This is a genomic window from Escherichia sp. 10290 (assembly GCF_030295155.1).
Taxonomy (GTDB): domain Bacteria; phylum Pseudomonadota; class Gammaproteobacteria; order Enterobacterales; family Enterobacteriaceae; genus Escherichia; species Escherichia coli_F.
In genome coordinates, this window is sequence record NZ_AP025741.1 from 747,805 (window position 1) to 773,622 (window position 25,818).

A 25,818-nucleotide genomic window follows, 5' to 3' on the forward strand; every position below is an offset into this window, starting at 1 on the left:
GGTTTAATGAGATGAAAAAAATCGCGCTTATTATCGGCAGCATGATCGCGGGCGGTATTATTTCTGCGGCAGGTTTTACCTGGTTTGCAAAGGCTGAACCGCCCGCAGAAAAAACGTCGACCGCAGAACGTAAAGTCTTATTCTGGTACGACCCAATGTATCCCAATACGCGGTTCGATAAACCAGGTAAATCGCCGTTTATGGATATGGATCTGGTGCCGAAATATGCCGATGAAGAGAGTTCTGCGTCTGGTGTGCGCATTGACCCGACCCAGACGCAAAATCTGGGGGTGAAAACGGCGACCGTCACGCGCGGGCCGCTGACTTTTGCCCAGAGTTTCCCAGCGAATGTGAGTTACAACGAGTATCAGTTTGCCATTGTGCAGGCCCGCGCCGCCGGGTTTATCGACAAGGTGTATCCGCTCACCGTGGGCGATAAAGTGCAAAAGGGCACACCGCTTCTCGACCTGACCATTCCCGACTGGGTGGAAGCGCAGAGTGAGTATTTACTGCTGCGCGAAACCGGCGGGACGGCGACCCAGACTGAAGGCATTCTTGAGCGGCTGAGACTGGCGGGAATGCCGGAGGCCGATATTCGCCGCCTGATTACCACGCAAAAAATCCAGACTCGCTTTACGCTCAAAGCCCCTATTGATGGCGTGATCACTGCGTTTGATCTGCGCGCGGGAATGAATATCGCCAAAGATAACGTGGTAGCGAAAATTCAGGGTATGGACCCGGTGTGGGTCACTGCTGCGATCCCGGAGTCCATCGCCTGGCTGGTGAAAGATGCCTCGCAGTTTACGCTCACCGTTCCGGCACGACCGGATAAAACACTCACCATCCGCAAATGGACGCTGCTACCTGGCGTGGATGCCGCGACCCGCACGCTACAACTGCGTCTGGAAGTCGACAACGCCGACGAGGCGCTAAAACCGGGAATGAACGCCTGGTTGCAACTCAACACCGCCAGCGAACCGATGCTGCTCATTCCGTCACAGGCACTGATTGATACTGGTAACGAACAGCGGGTGATTACCGTTGATGCCGACGGGCGCTTTGTACCGAAACGCGTTGCTGTTTTCCAGGCGTCGCAAGGCGTCACCGCGCTACGTTCTGGTCTGGCGGAAGGTGAAAAGGTGGTTTCCAGCGGCCTGTTCCTGATTGATTCTGAAGCCAATATTTCTGGCGCACTGGAGCGGATGCGCTCTGAAAGTGCTACCCATGCGCATTGAGGGAATAACCAATGATTGAATGGATTATTCGTCGCTCGGTGGCGAACCGTTTTCTGGTGCTGATGGGCGCGTTGTTTCTGAGTATCTGGGGCACCTGGACTATCATTAACACGCCAGTGGATGCGCTGCCGGATCTCTCCGATGTGCAGGTGATTATTAAAACCAGCTATCCCGGTCAGGCTCCGCAAATCGTTGAAAATCAGGTGACTTATCCGCTAACCACCACCATGTTGTCAGTACCTGGCGCGAAGACTGTGCGCGGTTTCTCGCAGTTTGGCGACTCTTATGTATATGTCATTTTCGAAGATGGCACCGATCCGTACTGGGCGCGCTCGCGGGTGCTGGAGTACCTCAACCAGGTACAGGGTAAGCTGCCTGCGGGAGTCAGCGCCGAGTTGGGGCCAGATGCCACGGGTGTTGGCTGGATCTATGAATACGCGCTGGTGGATCGCAGCGGTAAGCACGATCTGGCCGATTTACGTTCATTGCAGGACTGGTTTCTCAAATATGAGCTGAAAACCATCCCTGACGTTGCGGAAGTGGCGTCGGTGGGCGGTGTGGTGAAAGAGTATCAGGTGGTTATCGATCCTCAGCGCCTGGCGCAGTATGGCATCAGTCTCGCCGAAGTGAAAAATGCGCTGGATGCTTCAAACCAGGAAGCGGGCGGTTCGTCGATCGAACTGGCGGAAGCGGAATATATGGTGCGCGCCAGCGGCTATCTGCAAACGCTCGACGACTTTAATCACATCGTTTTAAAAGCCAGCGAAAATGGCGTGCCCGTTTATCTGCGTGATGTTGCGAAGGTCCAGATTGGCCCGGAGATGCGCCGGGGCATTGCCGAACTCAATGGTGAAGGCGAAGTGGCGGGCGGGGTGGTGATCCTGCGCTCCGGCAAAAACGCCCGTGAAGTGATCGCCGCCGTGAAGGACAAACTGGAAACGCTGAAAAGCAGTCTGCCGGAAGGCGTGGAGATAGTTACAACATACGATCGCAGCCAGCTTATTGACCGAGCCATCGACAACCTCAGCGGCAAGTTGCTGGAAGAGTTTATTGTGGTGGCGGTTGTCTGCGCGCTGTTTCTCTGGCATGTGCGCTCGGCGCTGGTGGCGATTATTTCGTTGCCGCTGGGGTTGTGTATTGCTTTTATTGTCATGCACTTCCAGGGACTGAATGCCAATATTATGTCGCTGGGCGGTATTGCGATTGCCGTCGGGGCGATGGTCGATGCCGCTATCGTCATGATCGAGAATGCGCATAAACGGCTGGAAGAGTGGCAGCACCAGCATCCTGACGCCACGCTGGATAATAAAACGCGCTGGCAGGTGATCACCGATGCATCTGTTGAAGTGGGGCCGGCGCTGTTTATCAGCTTGCTGATTATCACGCTGTCGTTTATCCCGATCTTCACTCTGGAAGGGCAGGAAGGGCGTCTGTTTGGCCCGCTGGCGTTCACCAAAACGTATGCGATGGCGGGCGCGGCGCTGCTGGCGATCGTAGTGATCCCCATCCTGATGGGCTACTGGATCCGTGGAAAAATTCCACCGGAAAGCAGTAATCCGCTCAATCGCTTTTTGATTCGTGTTTATCATCCGCTGTTGCTGAAAGTACTGCACTGGCCTAAAACCACGCTGTTGGTGGCGGCGCTTTCGGTACTGACGGTTCTCTGGCCGCTCAATAAAGTTGGCGGAGAATTTTTACCGCAGATCAATGAAGGCGACTTGTTGTATATGCCATCGACACTGCCGGGGATTTCCGCAGCGGAGGCGGCGAGTATGCTGCAAAAAACCGACAAGCTGATTATGAGCGTACCTGAAGTGGCGCGGGTGTTTGGCAAAACCGGGAAAGCGGAAACCGCCACCGACTCCGCACCGCTGGAGATGGTAGAAACGACCATCCAGCTTAAGCCACAGGATCAGTGGCGGCCTGGCATGACCATGGAAAAAATTATTGAGGAACTGGATAACACCGTGCGTCTGCCGGGGCTGGCGAATCTGTGGGTGCCGCCAATCCGTAACCGTATCGATATGCTCTCGACCGGCATTAAAAGCCCTATCGGCATTAAAGTTTCCGGCACTGTGCTGGCGGATATCGACGCGATGGCGGAGCAAATTGAAGAAGTGGCGCGAACGGTGCCAGGCGTGGCCTCAGCCCTTGCTGAACGTCTGGAAGGTGGGCGCTATATCAACGTTGAGATCAACCGTGAAAAAGCCGCCCGTTACGGTATGACGGTGGCGGATGTGCAGTTGTTTGTGACATCTGCGGTGGGCGGGGCGATGGTTGGTGAAACGGTGGAAGGGATTGCCCGTTATCCAATTAATCTGCGTTATCCGCAAAGCTGGCGCGATAGCCCACAGGCGCTGCGCCAGCTACCGATCCTGACGCCGATGAAGCAGCAAATCACCCTGGCGGATGTGGCCGACGTTAAAGTCTCTACCGGACCGTCGATGCTGAAAACCGAGAATGCGCGCCCGACAAGCTGGATTTATATCGATGCCCGCGATCGTGACATGGTGTCGGTAGTTCACGATTTGCAAAAAGCGATAGCTGAAAAAGTGCAGTTAAAACCGGGTACCAGCGTGGCATTCTCCGGGCAGTTCGAGTTGCTGGAGCGTGCCAACCACAAGCTGAAACTCATGGTGCCGATGACGTTGATGATCATCTTCGTGCTGTTGTATCTGGCGTTCCGTCGGGTGGGCGAAGCGTTGCTGATTATCAGCAGCGTACCGTTTGCGCTGGTGGGTGGCATCTGGTTACTGTGGTGGATGGACTTTCATCTTTCCGTGGCAACGGGCACTGGCTTTATCGCCCTCGCGGGAGTCGCCGCCGAATTTGGCGTGGTGATGCTGATGTATTTACGTCACGCCATAGAGGCAGAGCCATCCCTGGATAATCCGCAAACATTCAGCGAGCAGAAGCTGGATGAAGCGTTATATCACGGCGCGGTGCTGCGTGTGCGCCCGAAAGCGATGACTGTGGCGGTGATTATCGCGGGTCTGCTGCCGATTCTGTGGGGAACGGGGGCAGGTTCAGAGGTGATGAGCCGGATTGCCGCGCCGATGATTGGCGGCATGATCACCGCACCTTTGCTGTCGCTGTTTATTATCCCGGCGGCGTATAAGCTGATGTGGCTGCACCGACATCGGGTACGGAAATAAAAGCAGGATACCCGGTTTAACCGTGTGGATTGTGTCTTGCGACGATGGGCACTAAATGTTAAAAGGTGCCCCTCAACAAAAAAGACACACAGGGGAAAGGCGTGAAAAACGCGTCAACCGTATCGGAAGATACTGCGTCGAATAAAGAGCCGACGCTTCATCGCGGATTACATAACCGTCATATTCAACTGATTGCGCTGGGTGGCGCTATTGGTACTGGTCTGTTTCTTGGCATTGGCCCGGCGATTCAGATGGCAGGTCCGGCTGTATTGTTGGGCTACGGCGTCGCCGGGATCATTGCTTTCCTGATCATGCGCCAGCTTGGCGAGATGGTGGTTGAGGAGCCGGTATCCGGTTCGTTTGCCCACTTTGCCTATAAATACTGGGGACCGTTTGCGGGCTTCCTCTCAGGCTGGAACTACTGGGTGATGTTCGTACTGGTGGGGATGGCTGAACTCACCGCTGCGGGCATCTATATGCAGTACTGGTTCCCGGATGTTCCCACCTGGATCTGGGCTGCCGCCTTCTTTATTATCATCAACGCCGTTAACCTGGTGAACGTGCGCTTATATGGCGAAACTGAGTTCTGGTTTGCGCTGATTAAAGTGCTGGCAATTATCGGCATGATTGGCTTTGGCCTGTGGCTGCTGTTTTCTGGTCACGGCGGTGAGAAAGCCAGTATCGACAACCTCTGGCGCTACGGTGGTTTCTTTGCCACTGGCTGGAATGGGCTGATTTTGTCGCTGGCGGTGATTATGTTCTCCTTCGGCGGGCTGGAACTGATTGGGATTACTGCTGCTGAAGCGCGCGAGCCGGAAAAAAGCATTCCAAAAGCGGTAAATCAGGTGGTGTATCGCATTCTGCTGTTTTATATCGGTTCGCTGGTGGTATTACTGGCACTCTACCCGTGGGTGGAAGTGAAATCTAACAGTAGTCCGTTTGTGATGATTTTTCATAATCTTGACAGCAATGTGGTGGCTTCTGCGCTGAACTTCGTCATTCTGGTAGCATCATTATCGGTATACAACAGCGGGGTTTACTCCAACAGCCGGATGCTGTTTGGTCTTTCTGTGCAGGGTAATGCACCGAAGTTTCTTACCCGCGTTAGCCATCGCGGTGTGCCGATCAACTCGCTGATGCTTTCCGGGGCGATCACTTCTCTGGTGGTGCTGATCAACTATCTGCTGCCGCAAAAAGCATTTGGTCTGCTGATGGCGCTGGTGGTGGCAACGTTGCTGTTGAACTGGATTATGATCTGTCTGGCGCATCTGCGTTTTCGCGCGGCGATGCGACGTCAGGGGCGTGAAACACAGTTTAAAGCGCTGCTTTATCCATTCGGCAATTATCTTTGCATTGCCTTCCTCGGCATGATTTTGCTGCTGATGTGCACGATGGATGATATGCGCTTGTCGGCAATTTTGCTGCCGGTGTGGATTGTATTCCTGTTTGTGGCGTTTAAAACATTGCGTAGAAAAGCGAATTAAGCTGATGTGAGGCTGATTTGCCCGATGCGCAAGCTTATCGGGCCTACAATTTGTAACGATTCTGTAAGTCGGATAAGGTGTTCACGCTACATCCGACAAAACGATGTCGACCATCCTAAACCGCTCTCATCCATTCGATGAGAGCGGTTTTTTAATTACTGCTTAAATGCACCTGCCAGGGAGCGAATATCATTGCCGGTTGGTGACTGATGAAGCCGCAGACCAAACTCTTCGACAATCGCAAATATGTGGTCGAATATATCAGCCTGAATACTTTCATATTCCAGCCACACCACGGTGTTGGTAAACGCATAGATCTCGAGCGGTAAACCGTTATCGCCAGGAGCCAGTTGGCGTACCATTAAGGTCATATCTTTACGAATCCGCGGATGGTTACGTAGATATTCGTTCAGATAGGCGCGAAAGGTTCCAATATTGGTCATTCGACGCAGGTTTAATACCGACTCCGTAGAACCTTGCTGGCGATTCCACTCATTAATTTCCTGATGGCGGCTGGTTAAATAAGGTTTTAACAAATGCGCTTTATTCAGACGTTGCATTTCGTCTTCATCAAGAAAATGAATACTGGTGACATCAATGCTGATACTGCGTTTAATACGTCGCCCGCCGGATGCTGACATCCCGCTCCAGTTTTTAAAGGAGTCAGAAACCAGAGACCAGGTAGGAATAGTGGTAATGGTATTGTCCCAGTTACGCACTTTGACGGTGGTTAACCCAATATCGATCACCGCGCCATCCGCGCCGTATTTCGGCATCTCCAGCCAGTCGCCCAGTTTCAGCATATCGTTCGCGGAAAGCTGAATACCTGCCACCAGACCAAGAATCGGATCTTTAAATACCAACATCAGCACGGCAGCCATTGCACCAAGACCGCTGATCAGAATCGCTGGCGATTGACCAATAAGCAGCGAGATCATCAAAATGCCGACCAGAATCGCGCCGATCAGTTTAATCCCCTGAAATATCCCTTTCAGCGGTAACTGAGACGCCGCCGGGAATTTCTGCGCCAGATTCAAAATAACATCCAGCAACGAGAAGACTGAAAGCAGTGCATACATCATGATCCACAACTGCGCGCAGGTGGTCAGAATATCAGCCGCTTCGGTGCCTTTTTGCAGCCAGAATACCGCCTGAATATTGACGATAATCCCCTGCAAGGTGAAAGCTAAACGGTGGAAGAGTTTATTCTGGGTAATGATTTGCAACCATAGCCGTGAACTGGCGATGGCACGTTTTTCGAAGGTCCGTAGTACTACCCAGTGCAAAATAATATGCACCACAACGGCAGTCAGAAAAATAATACCGAAAATCATCACCATCGAGGTGGTGTGATCAAACTCAATACCCGCTAAATCTTCAACCTGGGATATTAAATCCTGCATAACGTCTCCTTTATACAACAGCGGCCTATGATGACGGCTGAAACAGGGTTATGCAAATCAGGATAATCTGAGGGGAAATAGCCGGGCAGATGCCCGGCAAGGGAGAATTACACTTCGGTTAAGGTGATACTTTGCGGCAGACGAGATTTCGGCAGAGTCGCGTTAAAATCCTCTACGCTATGATGGCCCACTGGAACCACCACCAGGCTGGTGTAGCCTTTCTCTTTCAGACCAAATTCTTCATCGAGGATTGCGGCGTCAAAACCTTCGATGGGTACCGCGTCCAGACCCAGCGCCGCAACGCCCAGCAGGAAGTTACCGACGTTGAGGTAAACCTGTTTTGCCATCCACTGCGCATCATCATGCAGATCTTTACGGTGCATATCGGCGAAGAATTTGCGACCTTTATCGTTCGCAGCTTTCGCTTCCGGCGTGGCAAAGCGGCCATCGGCATCTTCCTGGTCAACAACCTGTTTCAGCCAGGCATCGTCCATCGCGGTTTTTGCACAGAACACCACGACGTGCGAGGCATCAAGCATTTTGCGCTCGTTGAACACGTAATTACCGGCAGCGGATTTGGCAACACGCGCTTTGCCTTCTTCCGTGCTGGCAACAATAAAATGCCACGGCTGGGAGTTGGTGCTGGATGGGCTGTATTGCAGCAGCGTTTTGATCTGCTCGGCCTGTTCCGGGGTAAGTTTTTTGCTGGCATCAAATGCCTTAGTGGAATGACGCTTTAAGGCGACAGAAATGATATCCATAAAGACTCCATGTGTAAGTAATTTTGCGTGCCAGCAGATTACAAGGTTCAACGAGAAATGGTAAGCGAGAAAAATGCGCTATAGATTTTCGCTTTTAGTCTGGGCGCACTCTTTTTTGATCGCGTTTAGATAAGCCATCAACCACTAAATTCCATGAATCATCGATAAGATCGCGCAGTAACGCTTCGGAGATCTCATCGCCTGGATACACTGAAATCCAGTGCTTCTTATTCATGTGATACCCTGGCTTAATGCTCGGGTATATCTGCTGATTTAACAGGGATTTTTGTGGATCGGACTTCAAATTGATAAAGGGGACGCCGCGCAGCTCCGACGACAGCATAAAAATCTTGCCGCCAATTTTAAAGACATCGAACTCCGGGCCAAAAGGCCAGCAAAGCTCGACAAAGGGTAACTCAAGGGCCAGGCGTTTCGCCGTTTCGTGCAGTGATTGCTTATCCATAAACGTTCCTTTAGGCGAAGGAGAATAAGCAAAGTATGCCGTGAAGTACGGCGATAATCGACGTTTAATCCGCCAGTGAGAACCAGCGTTGCCAGATAAAGCGCAGAACAAAATACTCAATTGCGCCCAGCACTAAAAACCACAGGCAAAACAATAAAGTGTAAAGCTGGCTAAGATCCATCAGATGGAACGTGCTCACCAGTTTTTGTGCCAGCGTCAGCCCCAGTGCGGGGGCGGGCAGCAGCAGGCAAGAGAGGAAAGCCATCAGCAAAATGCCTGCTGCGGTGGTCAAAGTTTCTAAAGGGTGTTTCATAACATTGTTAAATGTAAGTTAAAACACCATTGTCAGGGATATTCTTCTGTAAGGCAATTCCCGACTTATTCTCCGGCCCAAATCTCACAATGCTTTTTCACCAGTCCAATCAGCGAGCCGCCATCGGCGACGAAATCACGCATCAGCTGCGATTCATTCAGACCGCTGACGACCTGGCGATGCAGGGCCTCAATCGCGCTCGATGCACCAATTTTATCTGCGGAAGGGGCGATTTTTTCCAGCAATCGCAAGGTGTCTTCCGTTAGTGGCCGACGATCGCCAGTGTGCGGATCGGTAATGGCACCTTCCAGCCCATAACGGCAGGCCTGGAAGCGGTTGAATTTATACAGCAGGTAATCTTTCTCCTGATGTTTGAACGGGCGTTCCGTCAGTAACCAGTGGGCGGTGGCCTGAATCAATCCCGCCATATTTACCGCGTGGCTAAGGGTTAATGGGGTATCCATCACCCGAACTTCCACCGTGCCAAAATGGGGGCTGGGGCGAATATCCCAGTGCAGATCTTTAATGCTGTCGATCATCGTGGTGTAACTCAGACAACGAAACAGGGCTTCAAATTGTTGCCAGTTACTGACCCACGGCATTGGGCCATTGTCGGGAAAGGCGGAAAAAATATTCGGTCTTGAGGAAGCAAAGCGTGTATCCGTTCCCTGCATATACGGCGATGCGGCAGAAAGGGCGATAAAGTGCGGCACAAACCGCGACAAGCCGTGCAGCAAATAAATGGCGTCATCGCCACTGGCGCAGCCAACATGGACATGCTGACCAAAAACGGTCGCCTGCTGAATGAGATAACCAAAGTTTTCCAGCGTTCGTTGATAGCGTTCGTTATCGCATACCTCCTGACGCTGCCATTTCTGAAACGGGTGCGTGCCCCCGCCGCAAATTTCCAGATGATGGTCTGCGGCTGCTCGCAAGATGACTTTCTGCATCGCTGAAAATTGCCCGGCAGCCTGGTTGATATCACGACAAACATCCGTCGCCAGCTCCAGCATGCTTTCGGTGATATCGTGCTTTACTTCCCCGGCAGTGATCTGATTTTTAACCGCGTCAATCAGCGTTGAAGAGTCCTGGCTTAAGTCATAGCCCGGCGGATTAACCACCTGCATTTCCAGTTCAATACCGAGGGTAAAAGGTTCAGAGACTTGAAAATCGGGTATTGGCATAGGTTTCTCTTATGTTGGCGTTTTCATTTGAGTATAGAAGTGGGAGCGGCCGGGAGAGATGCGGAAGTTCTGGAATGTTTCTTTTTTTGGTGATGGTGAACTGATTGCTACTGAAGCAATTTGGCTACTTTTGCAATGTGCCAAGTTATGGCAGAGCTGGCTGGCGGCGGAGAATTTTGACGATTGAGGGGCGAAGGAAAAATTGGTTTAGTTTCGGTTGATCTGATGCGTAGTGAGAAGTCCGAAATAAGACTAACTGTATAAATAAACAGCTATTTTGTTGAGGAAGGGTAAGATAACGGCGGGTGCCTGAAGCTTTCCGGTTTCAGGTTTACTCTGAGGTCTGGAAAGATGAAGCCCCAGGAGATATTTCTATCAACCCTGGGGCTGCCACTCCAAACCCAAACAATTTGGATGGTAGTCCCTTCTTCGCATGGAGGCAATATAAACATGCTGACGAAATATGCCCTTGTGGCAGTCATAGTGCTGTGTTTGACGGTGCTGGGATTTACGGTTCTGGTCGGAGACTCGCTGTGTGAGTTTACGGTGAAGGAACGTAATATTGAGTTTAAGGCTGTTCTCGCTTACGAACCGAAGAAGTAGCCGTTGTGCGGGGAGTAATCCCCGCATATCCGGTTGTCAGGTCAGGATGGTAAGGCACCTGCTTTACACTTTCGCCCGCGGTCAGTGATGGCTGCGGGCGATGTCGTTTTAAGAGCAATGATCAGTTTTGCCAACAGAAGTCCGAAACAGGACTCACTGTATAAATAAACAGCCATTTTGCTAAGGAAGGGTAAGATAACGGCGGGTGCCTGAAGCTTTCCGGTTTCAGGTTTACTCTGAGGTCTGGAAAGATGAAGCCCCAGGAGATATTTCTATCAACCCTGGGGCTGCCACTCCGAACCTCAACAACTCGGATGGTAGTCCCTTCTTCGCATGGAGGCAATATAAACATGCTGACGAAATATGCCCTTGTGGCGGTCATAGTGCTGTGTTTGACAGTGCTGGGATTTACGCTTCTGGTCGGCGACTCGCTGTGTGAGTTCACCGTAAAGGAACATAATATTGAGTTCAGGGCTGTTCTCGCTTACGAACCGAAGAAGTAGCCGTTGTGCGGGGAGTAATCCCCGCATATCCGGTTGTCAGTTCAGGGTGGTAAGGCACCTGCTTTACATTTTCGCCCGTGGTCAGTGATGGCTGCGGGCGATGTCGTTTAACTGGCATGGGCGATAATACTAATGAAAAGTCCGGAACAGGATTTACTGTATAAATAAACAGCCATTTTGCTAAGGAAGGGTAAGATAACGGCGGGTGCCTGAAGCTTTCCGGTTTCAGGTTAACTCTGAGGTCTGGAAAGATGAAGCCCCAGGAGATATTTCTATCAACCCTGGGGCCGCCACTCCAAACCAGACAATTTGGATGGTAGTCCCTTCTTCGCATGGAGGCAATATAAACATGCTGACGAAATATGCCCTTGTGGCGGTCATAGTGCTGTGTTTGACAGTGCTGGGATTTACGCTTCTGGTCGGCGACTCGCTGTGTGAGTTCACCGTAAAGGAACGTAATATTGAGTTCAGGGCTGTTCTCGCTTACGAACCGAAGAAGTAGCCGTTGTGCGGGGAGTAATCCCCGCATATCCGGTTGTCAGGTCAGGATGGTAAGGCACCTGCTTTACACTTTCGCCCGTGGTCAGTGATGGCTGCGGGCGAATCGTACCAGATGTTGTCAATTAATCGTGTTGGCACAGCGTTATGACTATTTTTTCTTTTATCTGCCAGTGCACAGCAAACTGCTCATCCTCTAGTCGAATGATGATCTGCTGTTTATTCCAGCTAATTATCTGATAGTCCAGAAAACCTGCATCAGTTTGGATCTCACTTGCCTTAAATGCGCTCTCTTTGGCGGAAAATGCCAGTGTCAGCGCCAGAGAAAAGGCTAAACCGCATTCTGCGAGTCGCTCGTGTTCTGCTGGTGTAATAATGTTGTCTGTCAATTCTCTTGCGGTTTGTACAGAGAAAATCTCTTCGATATCAATGCCAATCGGTTGACGAGATGCCACGGCTAATGCCGTAGTCTCGCAGTGGCTAATACTGCCGTATACCTCCGCAGGCCACACAGGTTGGCGTAGCTCGCCGATTGCGGGCACACATTTATAGCCATATTCCCGCAAGGCGTAAACAGCAGCGATCCGTCCGGCTAAATGCTCTGTTTTACGTTTACGTCCAGCGTGTTGCAGTTGTGCGTAGTGTGGCAGCCAGAGTAAATCCTGCTCGCGAAAACTTACTGGATCGAACTCAACAAAATGCAGCGTATGTCCGGCAAAGGGGAGGGAGGTATGCGTAGTTTTCATGTCGACCATATTAGAGACTGATGACAAACGCAAAACTGCCTGATGCGCTACGCTTATCAGGCCTACACTATCCTGCAATATATTGAATTGGCAAGATTTTTGTAGGCCGGATAAGGCGTTCACGCCGCATCCGGCATGAACGACGCGCACTTTGTCAACAATCTGACGTTAGCATCAGAAGTGCGTATTAATGCTCATATACCATGTACGTCCCGGCTCGTTATAGGTATACGCCCCGGCACCGGCGATATAGTTGGCTCCTGCCAGATCGCCCGTGGTCTGGGCATTACCCGCACGCCACAAACGCTTGTCGAACAGGTTGTCCACGCCGCCGGTCAGACTGACATTCTTCGTCACATCCCAGGTCGCGCTCAGGCCCACAATGCTGTACGGACTGATTTCTTTGGTTTCCGGTCCAACCGCTGGCTGGCCTTTATAGTTGTACTTCTTCGGCTGCTGCTTGCCGTACCAGGTGAAGGTCGTTTGCATCGACAAATCTTCCCGTGCCTGCCAGCTCAGCGTTGAGTTCAACGTATACTCCGGGATGATCGACAAACGGTCGCCCGTGGTTTTGTTTTCACTCTTCAGCATATAAGTGATGTTGTTGGTCCACATCACCGTTTCGCTAACCGGTACGTTTAACGATCCTTCCAGACCTTCAACCACCGCTTTCGGCACGTTATCCCACTGATAGAGATCGGTGCCGACTGCGTTTTGCCCTACAGCCACATAGCCCGCTTCAATCTTATTGCGATAATCGTTACGGAACCAGGTGACACCCGCCAGCCAGCCGTCGCGTTTGAACTCCAGACCAATCTCTTTGTTGATGCTGGTTTCTGCTTTCAGGTCATCATTACCTTGCAAATAGCAGCCGCCCGCGCTGGCATAGCAGCCCTGACCTTTACTGTAGAGAATGTAGTTCGGGTTAGTCTGGTACAGGCTCGGCGCTTTATAAGCACGGGCGATGCCCATTTTCAGCGTGAAGTCATCGCCTAAACCTTGCGATATATTCAGCGCCGGACTCCAGTTATTGCCAACAATGCTGTGATGATCGAAACGCAGCCCCGGCGTTACGATGGTGCTGTCAGTCAGCTCCATGTTGTTTTCGGCAAATAGCGAGAAAATTTCTGCCTTTGAATATGGGCTACGGTCAGTGGCACTTACACCATCAATAGCACCGCCGGTATTCGTTCCGGTCAGCGCCTGGGTGTTGGAACTTAAGTCCTTCATCCGCTGCTGATTCCACTCGGTCCCCAGCGTCAGCGTCTGGTTAACGAGGAAATCAATCGGCAGGTTAACTTCGCTGTGCAACATCACGTCATCAAGATCGATATCGACGAAATCTTGTGTCGCTTTTTCGTTAAATTTCCCTTCGGTGCCGCCCGCCAGGCCTTCCGGAATACGCGAGTTACGGGTGTGTTCGTACTGCACCCAGTTGCTGGTGGTCACGCCGTTATCCCAGCCACCGTTCCAGGTCAGCGAGTAGTTCTGGCGATACAGGCGGTTGGTTTCATCGCCATATTTAGAGCGAGTGTAAGCGTCAGAGTTGGTGTTCTGGGTGTCACCCGCATACAGGTTACCCTGGCGGCTGTAGCCCGCTTCAAGTTCGAGTGACTGCATAGGGGCGAAGTCCCAACGCACCACGCCATTGATATCTTTGTTGATCACCCCTTCGCGCCCGGCTGGTAACGTCGTGGCATACGTTCCGGCACGCGCTGACTGATGGCCCTGGTTAATATCCCACGCATCAGCCTGAGTTTTGTCGAGGTTGCCATATAAACGGAAGCTGAATTGGTCGCCCAGCGGACCGGTCAAGCTGAAGTTGGTGCGTTTGGTGGCACCTTCCTCTTTATGCTCTGGCGCATTGAAATAAGCATCCCATGAGCCGTGCCACTCGCCGCTGCCTTTTTTGGTAATGATGTTAACCACGCCGCCCGCCGCGCCGTTGCCATAACGCGCAGCTGCCGGACCACGCAGAACTTCAATACGTTCAATCATTTCAGGCGGCACCCAGGAGGTATCACCACGGGTATCACGCTCGCCACGCCAGCCCTGACGCACCGAGTTACGGCTGCTGACAGGCTTACCGTCAATCAAAATCAGCGTGTTTTCCGGACCCATGCCGCGAATATCAATCTGGCGGTTATTACCACGCTGACCACTGGTGGAGTTACCAGTCAGGTTAACGCCTGGCATGGTACGGATGATCTCCGACACATCGCGGGCAACCGGGTTTTTGCGGATTTCATCTGCGGTGATGGTCGAAACGCCAGGCGCCTGCAAGTTCTGCTCGGCGGCGGTGACCACGATGGTATCGTCATGTGAAACAGGAGTATCGGTTGGCTCTTGTGCCTGTGCTACCCCATAAATCCCCAGATTGACCAACAAGGCCAGGGAATGAATCTTCTTGTTCATTGTTTTATTCCTGCATTTTTGCCACGAATTGCAACTGTCGGGCATGGTCGTCATCAACACGACGCATCCCGCTACCGCGAAAACCTTTGATCCTGAAAGACACGCAGTGCAGTTGGTTAATTAATGTCCGCGCTTCCCACGGCGCGTCATTACGCTATTGCAAATGCAAATAGTTATCAATAATATTATCAATATATTTCTGCAATCAATGAAAAAATGCACATTAAACATGGGGTTATGGTGTGACAGCGTTAAAAGTAGGAAGTGAGAGCTGGTGGCAGTCGAAACATGGCCCGGAATGTCAGCGTCTGAATGACGAAATGTATCAGGTCACTTTCTGGTGGCGTGATCCACAAGGCTCTGAAGACCACTCGACGATAAAGCGCGTATGGGTCTATATCACTGGCGTGACCGATCACCATCAGAACAGCCAGCCCCAGTCGATGCAGCGAATTGCAGGGACCGATGTCTGGCAGTGGACGACACAACTCAATGCCAACTGGCGCGGCAGCTACTGTTTTATTCCTACCGAACGTGATGACATTTTTTCTGCACCATCCCCTGATCGCCTCGAATTGCGCGAAGGCTGGCGAAAACTATTACCCCAGGCGATAGCCGATCCGCTGAATCCACAAAGCTGGAAAGGCGGGCGAGGGCACGCTGTTTCTGCACTCGAAATGCCGCAAGCGCCCCTGCAACCGGGATGGGATTGTCCGCAAGCGCCAGAAACGCCTGCCAAAGAAATTATCTGGAAAAGTGAAAGGTTGAAAAATTCACGCCGTGTATGGATTTTTACCACCGGCGATGCAACAGCAGAAGAACGCCCGCTGGCAGTTTTACTTGATGGCGAATTTTGGGCGCAGAGTATGCCCGTCTGGCCTGCGCTGACTTCGTTGACCCATCGTCAGCAACTTCCTCCCGCCGTGTACGTGTTGATCGACGCTATCGACACCACGCACCGCGCCCACGAACTGCCGTGTAATGCGGATTTCTGGCTGGCAGTACAGCAAGAGTTATTACCCCAGGTGAAAGCTATCGCCCCCTTTAGCGATTGCGCCGATCGCACCGTGGTCGCAGGGCAGAGTTTTGGTGGACTTTCCGCGCTGTATGCCGGACTGCGCTGGCCTGAACGCTTTGGCTGTGTATTAAGCCAGTCGGGATCGTACTGGTGGCCGCATCGGGGCGGGCAGCAAGAGGGCGTGTTACTTGAACAGCTCAAAGCTGGTGAAGTTAGCGCCGAAGGTCTGCGCATTGTGCTGGAAGCAGGTATTCGCGAGCCGATGATTATGCGGGCCAATCAGGCGCTGTATGCGCAATTAGCCCCCCTAAAAGAATCCATTTTCTGGCGTCAGGTTGACGGCGGACATGATGCGCTTTGTTGGCGCGGTGGCTTGATGCAGGGGCTAATCGACCTCTGGCAACCACTTTTCCATGACAGGAGTTGAATATGGCATTCAGTAATCCCTTCGATGATCCGCAGGGCGTGTTTTACATTTTACGCAATGCGCAGGGGCAATTCAGTCTGTGGCCGCAACAGTGCGCCTTACCGGCAGGCTGGGATGTTGTGTGTCAGCCGCAGTCACAGGCGTCCTGCCAGCAGTGGCTGGACGCCCACTGGCGTACTCTGACACCGGCGAATTTCATCCAGCAGCAGGAGGCGCAATGAGCCAGCATTTACCTTTAGTTGCCGCACAGCCCGGCATCTGGATGGCAGAAAAACTGTCGGATTTACCCTCCGCCTGGAGCGTGGCGCATTACGTTGAGTTAACCGGAGATGTTGATGCGCCATTACTGGCTCGCGCGGTGGTTGCCGGATTAGCGCAAGCAGATACGCTGCGGATGCGTTTTACGGAAGATAACGGCGAAGTCTGGCAATGGGTCGATGATGCGCTGACGTTCGAACTGCCAGAAATTATCGACCTGCGAACCAACATTGATCCGCACGGTACTGCGCAGGCATTAATGCAGGCGGATTTGCAACAAGATCTGCGCGTCGATAGCGGTAAACCTCTGGTTTTTCATCAACTGATACAGGTGGCAGATAACCGCTGGTACTGGTATCAGCGTTACCACCATTTGCTGGTCGATGGCTTCAGTTTCCCGGTCATTACCCGCCAGATCGCCAACATTTACTGTGCATGGGGGTGTGGCGAACCAACACCGGCTTCGCCGTTTACGCCTTTCGCTGAGGTAGTGGAAGAGTACCAGCAGTACCGCGAAAGCGAAGCCTGGCAGCGTGATGCGGCATTCTGGGCGGAACAGCGTCGTCAACTACCACCGCCCGCGTCACTTTCTCCAGCCCCTTTACCGGGGCGCAGCGCCTCGGCAGATATTTTGCGTCTGAAACTGGAATTTAACGGCGGGGAATTCCGCCAGTTGGCTACGCAACTTTCAGGTGTGCAGCGTACCGATATAGCCCTTGCGCTGGCGGCTTTGTGGCTGGGGCGATTGTGCAACCGCATGGACTACGCCGCCGGATTTATCTTTATGCGTCGACTGGGCTCAGCGGCGCTGACGGCTACCGGACCCGTGCTCAACGTGTTGCCGTTGGGTATTCACATTGAGGCACAAGAAACATTGCCGCAACTGGCAGCCCGACTAGCGGCACAACTGAAAAAAATGCGTCGTCATCAACGTTACGATGCCGAACAAATTGTCCGTGACAGCGGGCGCGCGGCGGGAGAGGAACCGCTGTTCGGTCCGGTGCTCAATATTAAAGTATTTGATTATCAGTTAGATATTCCGGGGGTACAGGCGCAAACCCATACCCTGGCAACCGGTCCGGTTAATGACCTTGAACTGGCCCTTTTCCCGGATGAAAACGGTGATTTGAGTATTGAGATCCTCGCCAATAAACAGCGTTACGATGAGCCAACGCTAATCCAGCATGCTGAACGGCTGAAAATGCTGACGGTGCAGTTTGCCGCGGATCCGGCGCGGTTGTGCGGCGATGTCGATATTATGCTGCCAGAAGAGTATGCACAGCTGGCGCAGATCAACGCCACTCAGGTTGAGATTCCAGAAACCACACTGAGCGCGCTGGTGGCAGAACAGGCGGCAAAAACGCCGGATGCTCCGGCACTGGCAGATGTGCGTTACCAGTTCAGTTATCGGGAAATGCGCGAGCAGGTGGTGGCGCTGGCGAATCTGCTGCGTGAGCGCGGCGTTAAACCTGGCGACAGCGTAGCGGTGGCACTACCGCGCTCGGTCTTTTTGACTATGGCGCTACATGCGATAGTTGAAGCAGGTGCGGCCTGGCTACCGCTGGATACGGGCTATCCGGACGATCGCCTGAAAATGATGCTGGAAGATGCGCGTCCGTCACTGTTAATCACCACCGATGATCAACTGCCGCGCTTTAGCGATATCCCCAATTTAACCAGTCTTTGCTATAACGCCCCGCTTACACCGCAGGGCAGTGCGCCGCTGCAACTTTCGCAACCGCACCACACGGCTTATATCATCTTTACCTCCGGTTCCACCGGCAGGCCGAAAGGGGTGATGGTCGGGCAGACGGCTATCGTTAACCGCCTGTTATGGATGCAAAACCACTACCCGCTCACAGGCGAAGATGTTGTTGCCCAAAAAACGCCGTGCAGTTTTGATGTCTCGGTGTGGGAGTTTTTCTGGCCGTTTATTGCCGGGGCGAAACTGGTGATGGCTGAACCGGAAGCGCACCGCGATCCGCTCGCTATGCAGCAATTCTTTGCTGAATATGGCGTAACGACCACGCATTTTGTACCGTCGATGCTGGCGGCGTTTGTTGCTTCGTTGACGCCGGAAACCGCTCGCCAGAGTTGCGCGACGTTGAAACAGGTTTTCTGTAGCGGAGAAGCCTTACCAGCCGATTTATGTCGCGAATGGCAGCAGTTAACCGGCGCGCCGTTACATAATCTTTATGGCCCGACGGAAGCAGCGGTGGATGTGAGCTGGTATCCAGCCTTTGGTGCTGAACTTGCAGCGGTACGCGGCAGCAGTGTGCCGATTGGCTACCCGGTGTGGAACACGGGCCTGCGCATTCTCGATGCGATGATGCATCCGGTGCCGCCGGGTGTGGCAGGCGATCTCTATCTGACCGGTATTCAACTGGCGCAGGGGTATCTTGGACGACCCGATCTGACAGCCAGCCGCTTTATTGCCGATCCTTTCGCGCCAGGTGAACGGATGTACCGTACCGGAGATGTTGCCCGCTGGCTGGATAACGGCGCGGTGGAGTATCTCGGGCGTAGTGATGATCAGCTAAAAATTCGTGGTCAGCGGATTGAACTGGGCGAAATCGATCGTGTGATGCAGGCGCTGCCGGATGTCGAGCAAGCAGTTACCCACGCTTGTGTGATTAATCAGGCGGCAGCCACCGGGGGGGATGCGCGTCAACTGGTGGGCTATTTTGTATCGCAATCGGGCCTGCCGCTGGATACCAGCGCATTGCAGGCGCAGCTTCGCGAAAAATTGCCTCCGCATATGGTGCCCGTGGTTCTACTGCAACTGCCACAGTTACCACTTAGCGCCAACGGTAAGCTGGATCGCAAAGCCTTACCGTTGCCGGAACTGAAGGCACAAGTGCCGGGGCGTGCGCCGAAAGTGGGCAGTGAAACGATTATCGCCGCGGCATTCTCGTCGTTGCTGGGTTGTGACGTGCAGGATGCTGACGCTGATTTCTTCGCGCTTGGCGGTCATTCGCTACTGGCAATGAAACTGGCAGCACAACTTAGTCGACAGTTTGCCCGTCAGGTGACGCCGGGGCAGGTGATGGTCGCGTCAACCGTCGCCAAACTGGCAACGGTTATTGATGGTGAAGAAGACAGCACCCAGCGCATGGGATTTGAAACCATCCTGCCGTTGCGTGAAGGTAATGGCCCGACGCTGTTTTGTTTCCATCCAGCATCTGGTTTTGCCTGGCAGTTTAGCGTGCTCTCGCGTTATCTCGATCCTCAATGGTCGATTATTGGCATCCAGTCTCCGCGCCCTCATGGCCCCATGCAGACCGCGGCAAACCTGGATGAAGTCTGCGAAGCGCATCTGGCAACGTTACTTGAACAACAACCGCACGGCCCTTATTACCTGCTGGGGTATTCGCTGGGCGGTACGCTGGCGCAGGGGATTGCGGCACGGCTGCGTGCCCGTGGCGAACAGGTGGCATTTCTTGGCTTGCTGGATACCTGGCCGCCAGAAACGCAAAACTGGCAGGAAAAAGAGGCTAATGGTCTGGACCCGGAAGTGCTGGCGGAGATTAACCGCGAGCGCGAGGCCTTCCTGGCGGCACAGCAGGGAAATACTTCAACGGAGCTGTTTACCACCATTGAAGGCAACTACGCTGATGCAGTGCGCTTGTTGACCACTGCCCATAGTGTTCCGTTTGATGGAAAAGCGACGCTGTTTGTTGCCGAACGCACGCTTCAGGAGGGGATGACTCCCGAACGGGCCTGGGCACCATGGATTGCGGAGCTGGATATCTATCGTCAGGATTGCGCACATGTGGATATTATCTCGCCGATGGCGTTTGAAAAAATAGGGCCAATTATTCGTGCGGCGCTAAATAAGTAAATTTATATTATCTATAAACCCATAATTACAATAAATGATTATGGGTTTATTATTTATTTAATTTATCAATTTAACGGATATTTCTCTGAAATAGAGTGAATGTTGCATTCAGTGAGAGGAATTTACAAACTTCAGCTTCGGATAAATCTCACCAACTGGTAAAGTGGGGGCCGTGGAGATTTACTCTTATTGGACCCATTTCAGGTTATACCGCATGTCATCACTGAATATTAAACAGGGAAGTGACGCTCATTTTCCCGAGTATCCTCTGGCGTCGCCCAGTAATAATGAAATTGATTTACTTAATCTAATTGAAGTTTTATGGCGGGCCAAAAAAACGGTCATGGCGGTCGTTTTTGCGTTTGCCTGCGCAGGTTTACTGATCTCTTTCATCCTGCCGCAAAAATGGACCAGCGCGGCGGTTGTCACGCCTCCAGAACCTGTTCAGTGGCAGGCGCTTGAGAAAACATTCACTAAGCTTCGTGTGCTGGATCTGGATATCAAAATTGATCGTACAGAAGCATTTAACCTGTTTATCAAGAAGTTTCAGTCGGTTAGCTTACTGGAAGAGTACCTGCGCTCATCACCTTATGTGATGGACCAATTAAAAGAGGCGAAAATCGACGAACTGGATTTGCATCGCGCTATCGTCGCATTGAGCGAAAAAATGAAAGCGGTTGATGACAATGCCAGTAAGAAAAAAGATGAACCGTCACTGTATGCCTCCTGGACGCTAAGTTTCACCGCGCCAACCAGTGAAGAGGCGCAGACCGTTTTGAGCGGGTATATCGATTATATCTCTGCGTTGGTGGTGAAAGAGTCGCTAGAAAACGTCCGTAATAAACTGGAAATCAAAACCCAGTTTGAAAAAGAAAAACTGGCTCAGGATCGCATTAAAACGAAAAACCAACTTGATGCAAACATTCAGCGCCTCAATTATTCACTCGACATTGCCAACGCGGCAGGAATTAAAAAGCCCGTTTATAGCAATGGTCAGGCAGTTAAAGATGACCCCGACTTTTCTATTTCTCTCGGCGCAGACGGTATTGAACGTAAACTGGAAATTGAAAAAGCGGTCACTGACGTTGCGGAGCTGAATGGTGAATTACGTAATCGTCAGTATCTAGTCGAGCAATTAACAAAAACAAATGTCAACGATGTGAATTTTACGCCGTTTAAATATCAGTTGCGTCCGTCATTACCGGTAAAAAAAGACGGTCCGGGTAAGGCGATTATCGTGATCCTTTCTGCGTTGATCGGCGGTATGGTGGCTTGTGGTAGCGTGCTGTTGCGCCATGCCATGGCATCCAGAAAACAGGATGCCATCATGGCAGACCACTTAGTTTAAATCTTCGCGGTTGAAGGTGCCGCTCGTCCGAGCGGCACCACAAGCGGAGTTCCGGCTACCGGATCGTCAATGATCATGCAACGCAAACCATAAATACGCTCAATCAGTTCAGCAGTGACTATCTCTTTTGGTGCTCCTTGAGCGACAATTTTCCCTTCACGTAATGCAATCAAATGGCTAGCGTACCGACAGGCCTGATTAAGATCGTGCAGTACCGCCGCCAGGGTATAGCCTTTCTCGCGGTTCAGTTCGCTTAACAATTCCAGCAAATCAATCTGATGACTGATATCCAGCCAGGTGGTGGGTTCGTCGAGTAGCATAATTGCCGTTTCCTGGGCCAGCACCATCGCGATCCACGCTCGCTGACGTTGCCCACCGGAGAGGGTATCAACGCTTTGATTTGCCAGATGAGTTATTCCTGTGGCCTGCATCGCTTTCGTTACCGCTTCTTCATCTTCTTTACGCCAGCGGGTAAACAGCGGTTGATGCGGGTAACGCCCGCGCGCTACTAACTCCTGCACGGTGATATCTCCCGGCGTGGTGGCGTTTTGCGCCAGTAAACCAATCCGGCGTGCGACCTCTTTACTGGCGTAATGTTGAATGTGCTCGCCATCCAGCCAGACATGCCCGTGAGCAGGCGTCATCAGGCGGCTTAAGGTACGCAGTAACGTGGATTTACCGCAGCCATTTGGCCCGATAATCGCTGTGAAGTGACCATCAGGAATTTCTACAGTCAGATTTTCCGCAACGGTATATTTGCCATATCCGAGGGTTAACTGTTCGCCGCGCAAACGGGCTACTGATTCGGTCATTTTTTGCGAGACTCCTGAATTAACAAGACGATAAGGTAAATACCGCCGAGGCTGACGGTAACGACGCCAACCGGAAGTTGATACGGCATAAACAGTTGTTGAGCACAGAGATCGGCTGCCAGCAGTAACAGCGCACCGCACAGCGCTGCCTGGGTTAGACCCCAGCGAGCGGTGCCGCTGATGCGGCGGGCAATGTGTGGCGCGACTAAAGCAATAAAGGAAATCGGCCCGGCAAGCGCCGTTGCCGCAGCGGTAAGCACTACTGCCACCAGCATCATTAATAGCCGCGAACGTTCGACGCTGACGCCTAACGCACACGCGGTGTCATCGCCCATCTCCAGCAAGCGCATCCGCCTTACCAGCAAGGCGGCGGCAATTAGCATCAATATGATGATGGGCGCGGAAGGCGAGGTTTTTGCCCACGTCAGGCCATTGAGCGATCCTGCATTCCACAAACCCGCTGTTAACGCCGTTTCTAAAGACGCTTTCAGCAACAGCCAGGTATTAAAGGCCACCAGCATGGCGCGAACGCCGATGCCGATAATAATCAACCGAAAGGTGTCGATACCGTTACGCCAGGCAAGCAGCCAGACCAGCAGCGAAGTGATAATGCCGCCCGCCATTGCTGCCAGCGCGATAGCCGTCAGGTCCTGACCAAACAGCACCATCGCCACCAGCACGCCGCTCCACGCTCCGGTGTTAAAGCCCATTACGTCAGGGCTGCCGAGTGGGTTACGCATCAACGACTGAAAAATCGCGCCGCTGACGCCCAGTGCCGCACCAATCAACAGCGCCATTAGTACCCGCGGTAAACGCCATTCGGTGACCACCATTGTCATACTGCGCGGTGCGTCACCCATCAGCGCGGCAAATACCTGAGAGGTTTCCAGCGTGACGGCACCGCTGCGTAATCCCCACACGCTTGCCATCACACAAGCTATTAGCAACAGCAGACAGGTGATAATTAATCGACGAGAGACGTAAATCATGCGCCACCTCGCGTTTTACGTCGTACAAGGAAGATCAGCACTGGTGCGCCAATAAAGGCACTGACTACAGAAACGCGCAGTTCGCCGGGAACAATCACCCGCCCGATAATATCGGCAAACAGCAGCAGGGCAGGTGTGGCGAGCAGCGTGACGGGCAGCGACCAGCGATGATCGGCTCCAACCAACCAACGTGCCATGTGCGGCATCATCAGGCCAATAAAAGCAATCGGGCCAACTACCGCCGTCGCACTACCACAAAGCACGGTAATCGCCAGTAGGCCAATCAACTGCGTGCGTGCTACGCGACTGCCCAGCGCCGTCGCGGTGTCACTGCCGAGGCTTAAACTGTTCAGTGCGCGGCTCAGTAATAGCGCAGTTGCTCCGGCGATCACCACAGGGATCAGCACCACTTTTAAGGTGTGTAAATTACGAATATCCAGCGAACCGGCTTGCCAGAAACGCAGTTGATCGTAGACGTCGGGATTAAGCAGGGCGATTCCGCTGGTCAGCCCTTCCAGCACTGCCGCCAGCGCCACGCCCGCCAGAGTTAAACGCACCGGACTTAACTGCCCACCGCCCTGGCTGCCAGTAAAGGCAACAATCAACGAGGCCACCAGCGCACCGGCGAAGGCCATCGCCAGTTGTTCCTGCGCGGATGAGTAACCAAACAGCACCGCGCCCAGCACAATGGCAAAGCTGGCTCCGGCGTTCACGCCAAGCAAGCCGGGGTCGGCAAGTGGGTTTCGGGTGAGGGTTTGCATTAACGCCCCGGCAAGGCCAAGCGCGCCGCCTGCCAGTAAACCGGCAAGGGTACGCGGCAGTCGCGCGTCGAGCACGATGGTGCAGTCGGCGCTCTGGCAGGTGCCGGAGAGGGCCTCCAGCACTACGGAAGCGGGGAGTGATTTTGCTCCAATGAGCAGGCTTAATGCCGTCGCGATAATCAGTAATAACAGCAATCCGGGCACGGCAATGGCGCGTGTCACGGCAACAGAACCAGACATACGAACTTCCATGATAATGAAATTAATTATCGTTATCGATCTTATTTGGATATGTTAGCATGTGCAGCCTAAGAATAGGTATTTAAAATATTTGATGGCAAGGCATTGTAATGAATAAACAATCCTGGCTGCTTAACCTCAGCCTGTTGAAAACGCACCCGGCGTTTCGCGCAGTATTCCTCGCTCGTTTTATCTCTATTGTTTCTCTGGGTTTGCTCGGCGTCGCGGTGCCGGTGCAGATCCAGATGATGACGCATTCTACCTGGCAGGTGGGGCTTTCGGTGACGCTGACCGGCGGGGCGATGTTTGTCGGCTTGATGGTCGGCGGTGTGCTGGCGGATCGCTATGAGCGCAAAAAAGTGATTTTGCTGGCGCGTGGCACCTGTGGCATTGGCTTCATTGGTCTGTGCCTGAACGCGTTACTGCCGGAGCCGTCTTTGCTGGCAATCTATTTACTCGGATTATGGGATGGTTTTTTCGCATCGCTTGGCGTTACGGCGCTACTGGCGGCGACACCTGCACTGGTAGGGCGTGAAAACTTAATGCAGGCCGGGGCTATCACCATGTTGACCGTGCGTCTGGGGTCGGTGATTTCGCCTATGATTGGCGGTTTATTGCTGGCGACTGGCGGTGTGGCCTGGAACTACGGGCTGGCGGCGGCGGGCACGTTTATTACCTTGCTACCGTTGTTAAGCCTTCCGGCGCTACCTCCGCCACCGCAACCGCGTGAGCATCCGTTGAAATCATTACTGGCAGGATTTCGTTTTCTGCTTGCCAGCCCGCTGGTGGGAGGGATTGCGCTGCTGGGTGGTTTATTGACGATGGCGAGCGCGGTACGGGTACTGTATCCGGCGCTGGCTGACAACTGGCAGATGTCGGCGGCACAGATTGGTTTTCTCTATGCGGCGATCCCGCTCGGTGCAGCTATTGGCGCGTTAACCAGCGGGAAGCTGGCACATAGCGCGCGACCAGGGTTATTGATGCTGCTCTCCACGCTGGGATCGTTCCTCGCCATTGGTTTGTTTGGCCTGATGCCGATGTGGATTTTAGGCGTGGTTTGTCTGGCGCTGTTCGGCTGGTTGAGCGCGGTTAGTTCGTTGCTGCAATACACAATGCTGCAAACGCAAACCCCGGAAGCGATGTTAGGACGGATTAACGGTTTGTGGACGGCACAAAACGTGACGGGCGATGCTATAGGCGCAGCGCTGTTGGGCGGTCTGGGCGCGATGATGACGCCGGTGGCCTCCGCAAGCGCGAGTGGTTTTGGTTTGTTGATTATCGGCGTGTTGTTGTTGCTGGTACTGGTAGAGTTGCGTCGTTTTCGCCAGACGCCGCCGCAGGTGACAGCGTCTGACAGTTAA

The 25,818-nt window shown here is 52.9% G+C and carries 22 protein-coding genes and 2 pseudogenes; 12 read left to right on the top strand and 12 right to left on the bottom strand.

The features are described 5' to 3' along the window. The first annotated feature begins 11 nt into the window (after positions 1-11). The 3 genes from cusB to pheP all read left to right on the top strand — a co-directional run bounded on the left by cusB (position 12) and on the right by pheP (position 5,874). Positions 12-1,235, top strand: coding sequence for a Cu(+)/Ag(+) efflux RND transporter periplasmic adaptor subunit CusB (gene cusB / locus QUE74_RS03550; protein WP_000717125.1), 1,224 nt, complete (start codon positions 12-14; stop codon positions 1,233-1,235). Positions 1,236-1,246: 11 nt separating this feature from the next. Further along, entirely contained in the window at positions 1,247-4,390 is a 3,144-nt protein-coding gene (cusA, locus tag QUE74_RS03555; protein WP_000573909.1) for a Cu(+)/Ag(+) efflux RND transporter permease subunit CusA, read from the top strand. A 101-nt stretch (positions 4,391-4,491) separates the two neighbouring features. Next, entirely contained in the window at positions 4,492-5,874 is a 1,383-nt protein-coding gene (gene pheP / locus QUE74_RS03560; RefSeq protein WP_001354837.1) for a phenylalanine transporter, read from the top strand. Positions 5,875-6,029: 155 nt separating this feature from the next. On the opposite strand, the gene ybdG is transcribed toward pheP, so the two are convergent. The 5 genes from ybdG to QUE74_RS03585 form a co-directional block, all read right to left on the bottom strand. Continuing rightward, positions 6,030-7,277, bottom strand: coding sequence for a mechanosensitive ion channel YbdG (gene ybdG / locus QUE74_RS03565; RefSeq protein WP_001153126.1), 1,248 nt, complete (start codon positions 7,275-7,277; stop codon positions 6,030-6,032). A 107-nt stretch (positions 7,278-7,384) separates the two neighbouring features. Beyond that, entirely contained in the window at positions 7,385-8,038 is a 654-nt protein-coding gene (gene nfsB / locus QUE74_RS03570; protein ID WP_000351485.1) for an oxygen-insensitive NAD(P)H nitroreductase, read from the bottom strand. A 94-nt stretch (positions 8,039-8,132) separates the two neighbouring features. Next, positions 8,133-8,501: an MmcQ/YjbR family DNA-binding protein gene (locus QUE74_RS03575; protein WP_000360942.1), complete on the bottom strand. Its 369-nt coding sequence runs from the start codon at positions 8,499-8,501 to the stop codon at positions 8,133-8,135. A gap of 64 nt (positions 8,502-8,565) precedes the next feature. After that, the gene (locus tag QUE74_RS03580) at positions 8,566-8,814 is read right to left on the bottom strand and encodes a DUF1158 domain-containing protein (RefSeq protein WP_000682513.1); all 249 of its coding nucleotides are present in this window, start codon (positions 8,812-8,814) and stop codon (positions 8,566-8,568) included. Positions 8,815-8,879: 65 nt separating this feature from the next. Beyond that, on the bottom strand, positions 8,880-9,998 hold the full coding sequence (locus QUE74_RS03585) for a YbdK family carboxylate-amine ligase (protein WP_001122259.1): 1,119 nt from the start codon (positions 9,996-9,998) through the stop codon (positions 8,880-8,882). Between the two features lie 58 nt (positions 9,999-10,056). On the opposite strand from QUE74_RS03585, the gene QUE74_RS03590 reads away from it, so the two are divergent. Then, complete coding sequence (locus QUE74_RS03590; RefSeq protein WP_001225242.1) at positions 10,057-10,185, top strand: hypothetical protein; 129 nt, start codon at positions 10,057-10,059, stop codon at positions 10,183-10,185. Between the two features lie 65 nt (positions 10,186-10,250). On the opposite strand, the pseudogene QUE74_RS29430 reads toward QUE74_RS03590, so the two are convergent. Beyond that, a pseudogene (locus QUE74_RS29430) lies at positions 10,251-10,480 on the bottom strand (hypothetical protein). Here QUE74_RS29430 and hokE (QUE74_RS03595) point away from each other — a divergent pair. Together hokE (QUE74_RS03595) and hokE (QUE74_RS03600) are read left to right on the top strand one after the other, a co-directional pair. After that, positions 10,449-10,601 (top strand): type I toxin-antitoxin system toxin HokE, encoded by a 153-nt coding sequence (gene hokE, locus QUE74_RS03595; RefSeq protein WP_001354838.1) that lies wholly within the window; start codon positions 10,449-10,451, stop codon positions 10,599-10,601. The pseudogene QUE74_RS29430 and the gene hokE (QUE74_RS03595) sit on opposite strands and share 32 nt — an antisense overlap. 350 nt (positions 10,602-10,951) lie before the next feature. Beyond that, complete coding sequence (gene hokE, locus QUE74_RS03600) at positions 10,952-11,104, top strand: type I toxin-antitoxin system toxin HokE (protein WP_000956464.1); 153 nt, start codon at positions 10,952-10,954, stop codon at positions 11,102-11,104. Positions 11,105-11,211: 107 nt separating this feature from the next. On the opposite strand, the pseudogene QUE74_RS29435 reads toward hokE (QUE74_RS03600), so the two are convergent. Next, positions 11,212-11,485 (bottom strand): annotated as a pseudogene (locus tag QUE74_RS29435) (hypothetical protein). Between QUE74_RS29435 and hokE (QUE74_RS03605) the strand changes: the two are divergent. Further along, positions 11,454-11,606: a type I toxin-antitoxin system toxin HokE gene (gene hokE / locus QUE74_RS03605; RefSeq protein WP_000956467.1), complete on the top strand. Its 153-nt coding sequence runs from the start codon at positions 11,454-11,456 to the stop codon at positions 11,604-11,606. The pseudogene QUE74_RS29435 and the gene hokE (QUE74_RS03605) overlap by 32 nt on opposite strands. Positions 11,607-11,727: 121 nt before the next feature. Here the strand turns inward: hokE (QUE74_RS03605) and entD are convergent, their stop codons facing one another. Both entD and fepA read right to left on the bottom strand, forming a co-directional pair. Further along, a complete protein-coding gene (entD, locus tag QUE74_RS03610) occupies positions 11,728-12,348 on the bottom strand; it encodes an enterobactin synthase subunit EntD (protein WP_001364439.1) in 621 nt (206 codons plus the stop codon). A gap of 174 nt (positions 12,349-12,522) precedes the next feature. Beyond that, the gene (gene fepA / locus QUE74_RS03620; RefSeq protein WP_001034938.1) at positions 12,523-14,763 is read right to left on the bottom strand and encodes a siderophore enterobactin receptor FepA; all 2,241 of its coding nucleotides are present in this window, start codon (positions 14,761-14,763) and stop codon (positions 12,523-12,525) included. Positions 14,764-15,005: 242 nt separating this feature from the next. Here fepA and fes point away from each other — a divergent pair, with 242 nt between their 5' ends. From fes to wzz(fepE), 4 genes are all read left to right on the top strand, one after another. Beyond that, positions 15,006-16,208: an enterochelin esterase gene (gene fes / locus QUE74_RS03625; RefSeq protein WP_000125794.1), complete on the top strand. Its 1,203-nt coding sequence runs from the start codon at positions 15,006-15,008 to the stop codon at positions 16,206-16,208. 2 nt (positions 16,209-16,210) lie between these two features. After that, on the top strand, positions 16,211-16,429 hold the full coding sequence (locus QUE74_RS03630; RefSeq protein ID WP_000885808.1) for an MbtH family protein: 219 nt from the start codon (positions 16,211-16,213) through the stop codon (positions 16,427-16,429). Further along, positions 16,426-20,307 (top strand): enterobactin non-ribosomal peptide synthetase EntF, encoded by a 3,882-nt coding sequence (entF, locus tag QUE74_RS03635; RefSeq protein WP_000077685.1) that lies wholly within the window; start codon positions 16,426-16,428, stop codon positions 20,305-20,307. The genes QUE74_RS03630 and entF overlap by 4 nt, the downstream gene beginning before the upstream one ends. A 214-nt stretch (positions 20,308-20,521) precedes the next feature. Continuing rightward, on the top strand, positions 20,522-21,655 hold the full coding sequence (wzz(fepE), locus tag QUE74_RS03640) for an LPS O-antigen length regulator Wzz(fepE) (RefSeq protein ID WP_000096728.1): 1,134 nt from the start codon (positions 20,522-20,524) through the stop codon (positions 21,653-21,655). Here the strand turns inward: wzz(fepE) and fepC are convergent. The 3 genes from fepC to fepD are packed head-to-tail and all read right to left on the bottom strand — an operon-like array spanning position 21,652 to position 24,457. Next, on the bottom strand, positions 21,652-22,467 hold the full coding sequence (gene fepC / locus QUE74_RS03645) for an iron-enterobactin ABC transporter ATP-binding protein (RefSeq protein ID WP_000140650.1): 816 nt from the start codon (positions 22,465-22,467) through the stop codon (positions 21,652-21,654). The two genes, wzz(fepE) and fepC, sit on opposite strands and share 4 nt — an antisense overlap. Next, positions 22,464-23,456, bottom strand: a complete 993-nt coding sequence (gene fepG, locus QUE74_RS03650; RefSeq protein WP_000640941.1) for an iron-enterobactin ABC transporter permease — start codon at positions 23,454-23,456, stop codon at positions 22,464-22,466. Before fepG ends, fepC begins: the two co-directional genes overlap by 4 nt. Beyond that, positions 23,453-24,457, bottom strand: a complete 1,005-nt coding sequence (gene fepD, locus QUE74_RS03655; protein ID WP_001354840.1) for a Fe(3+)-siderophore ABC transporter permease — start codon at positions 24,455-24,457, stop codon at positions 23,453-23,455. The genes fepG and fepD overlap by 4 nt, the downstream gene beginning before the upstream one ends. A gap of 110 nt (positions 24,458-24,567) precedes the next feature. On the opposite strand from fepD, the gene entS reads away from it, so the two are divergent. After that, positions 24,568-25,818 carry an enterobactin transporter EntS gene (gene entS, locus QUE74_RS03660; RefSeq protein ID WP_001041789.1) on the top strand — a complete coding sequence of 417 codons (1,251 nt, stop codon included), beginning with the start codon at positions 24,568-24,570 and terminating at the stop codon, positions 25,816-25,818.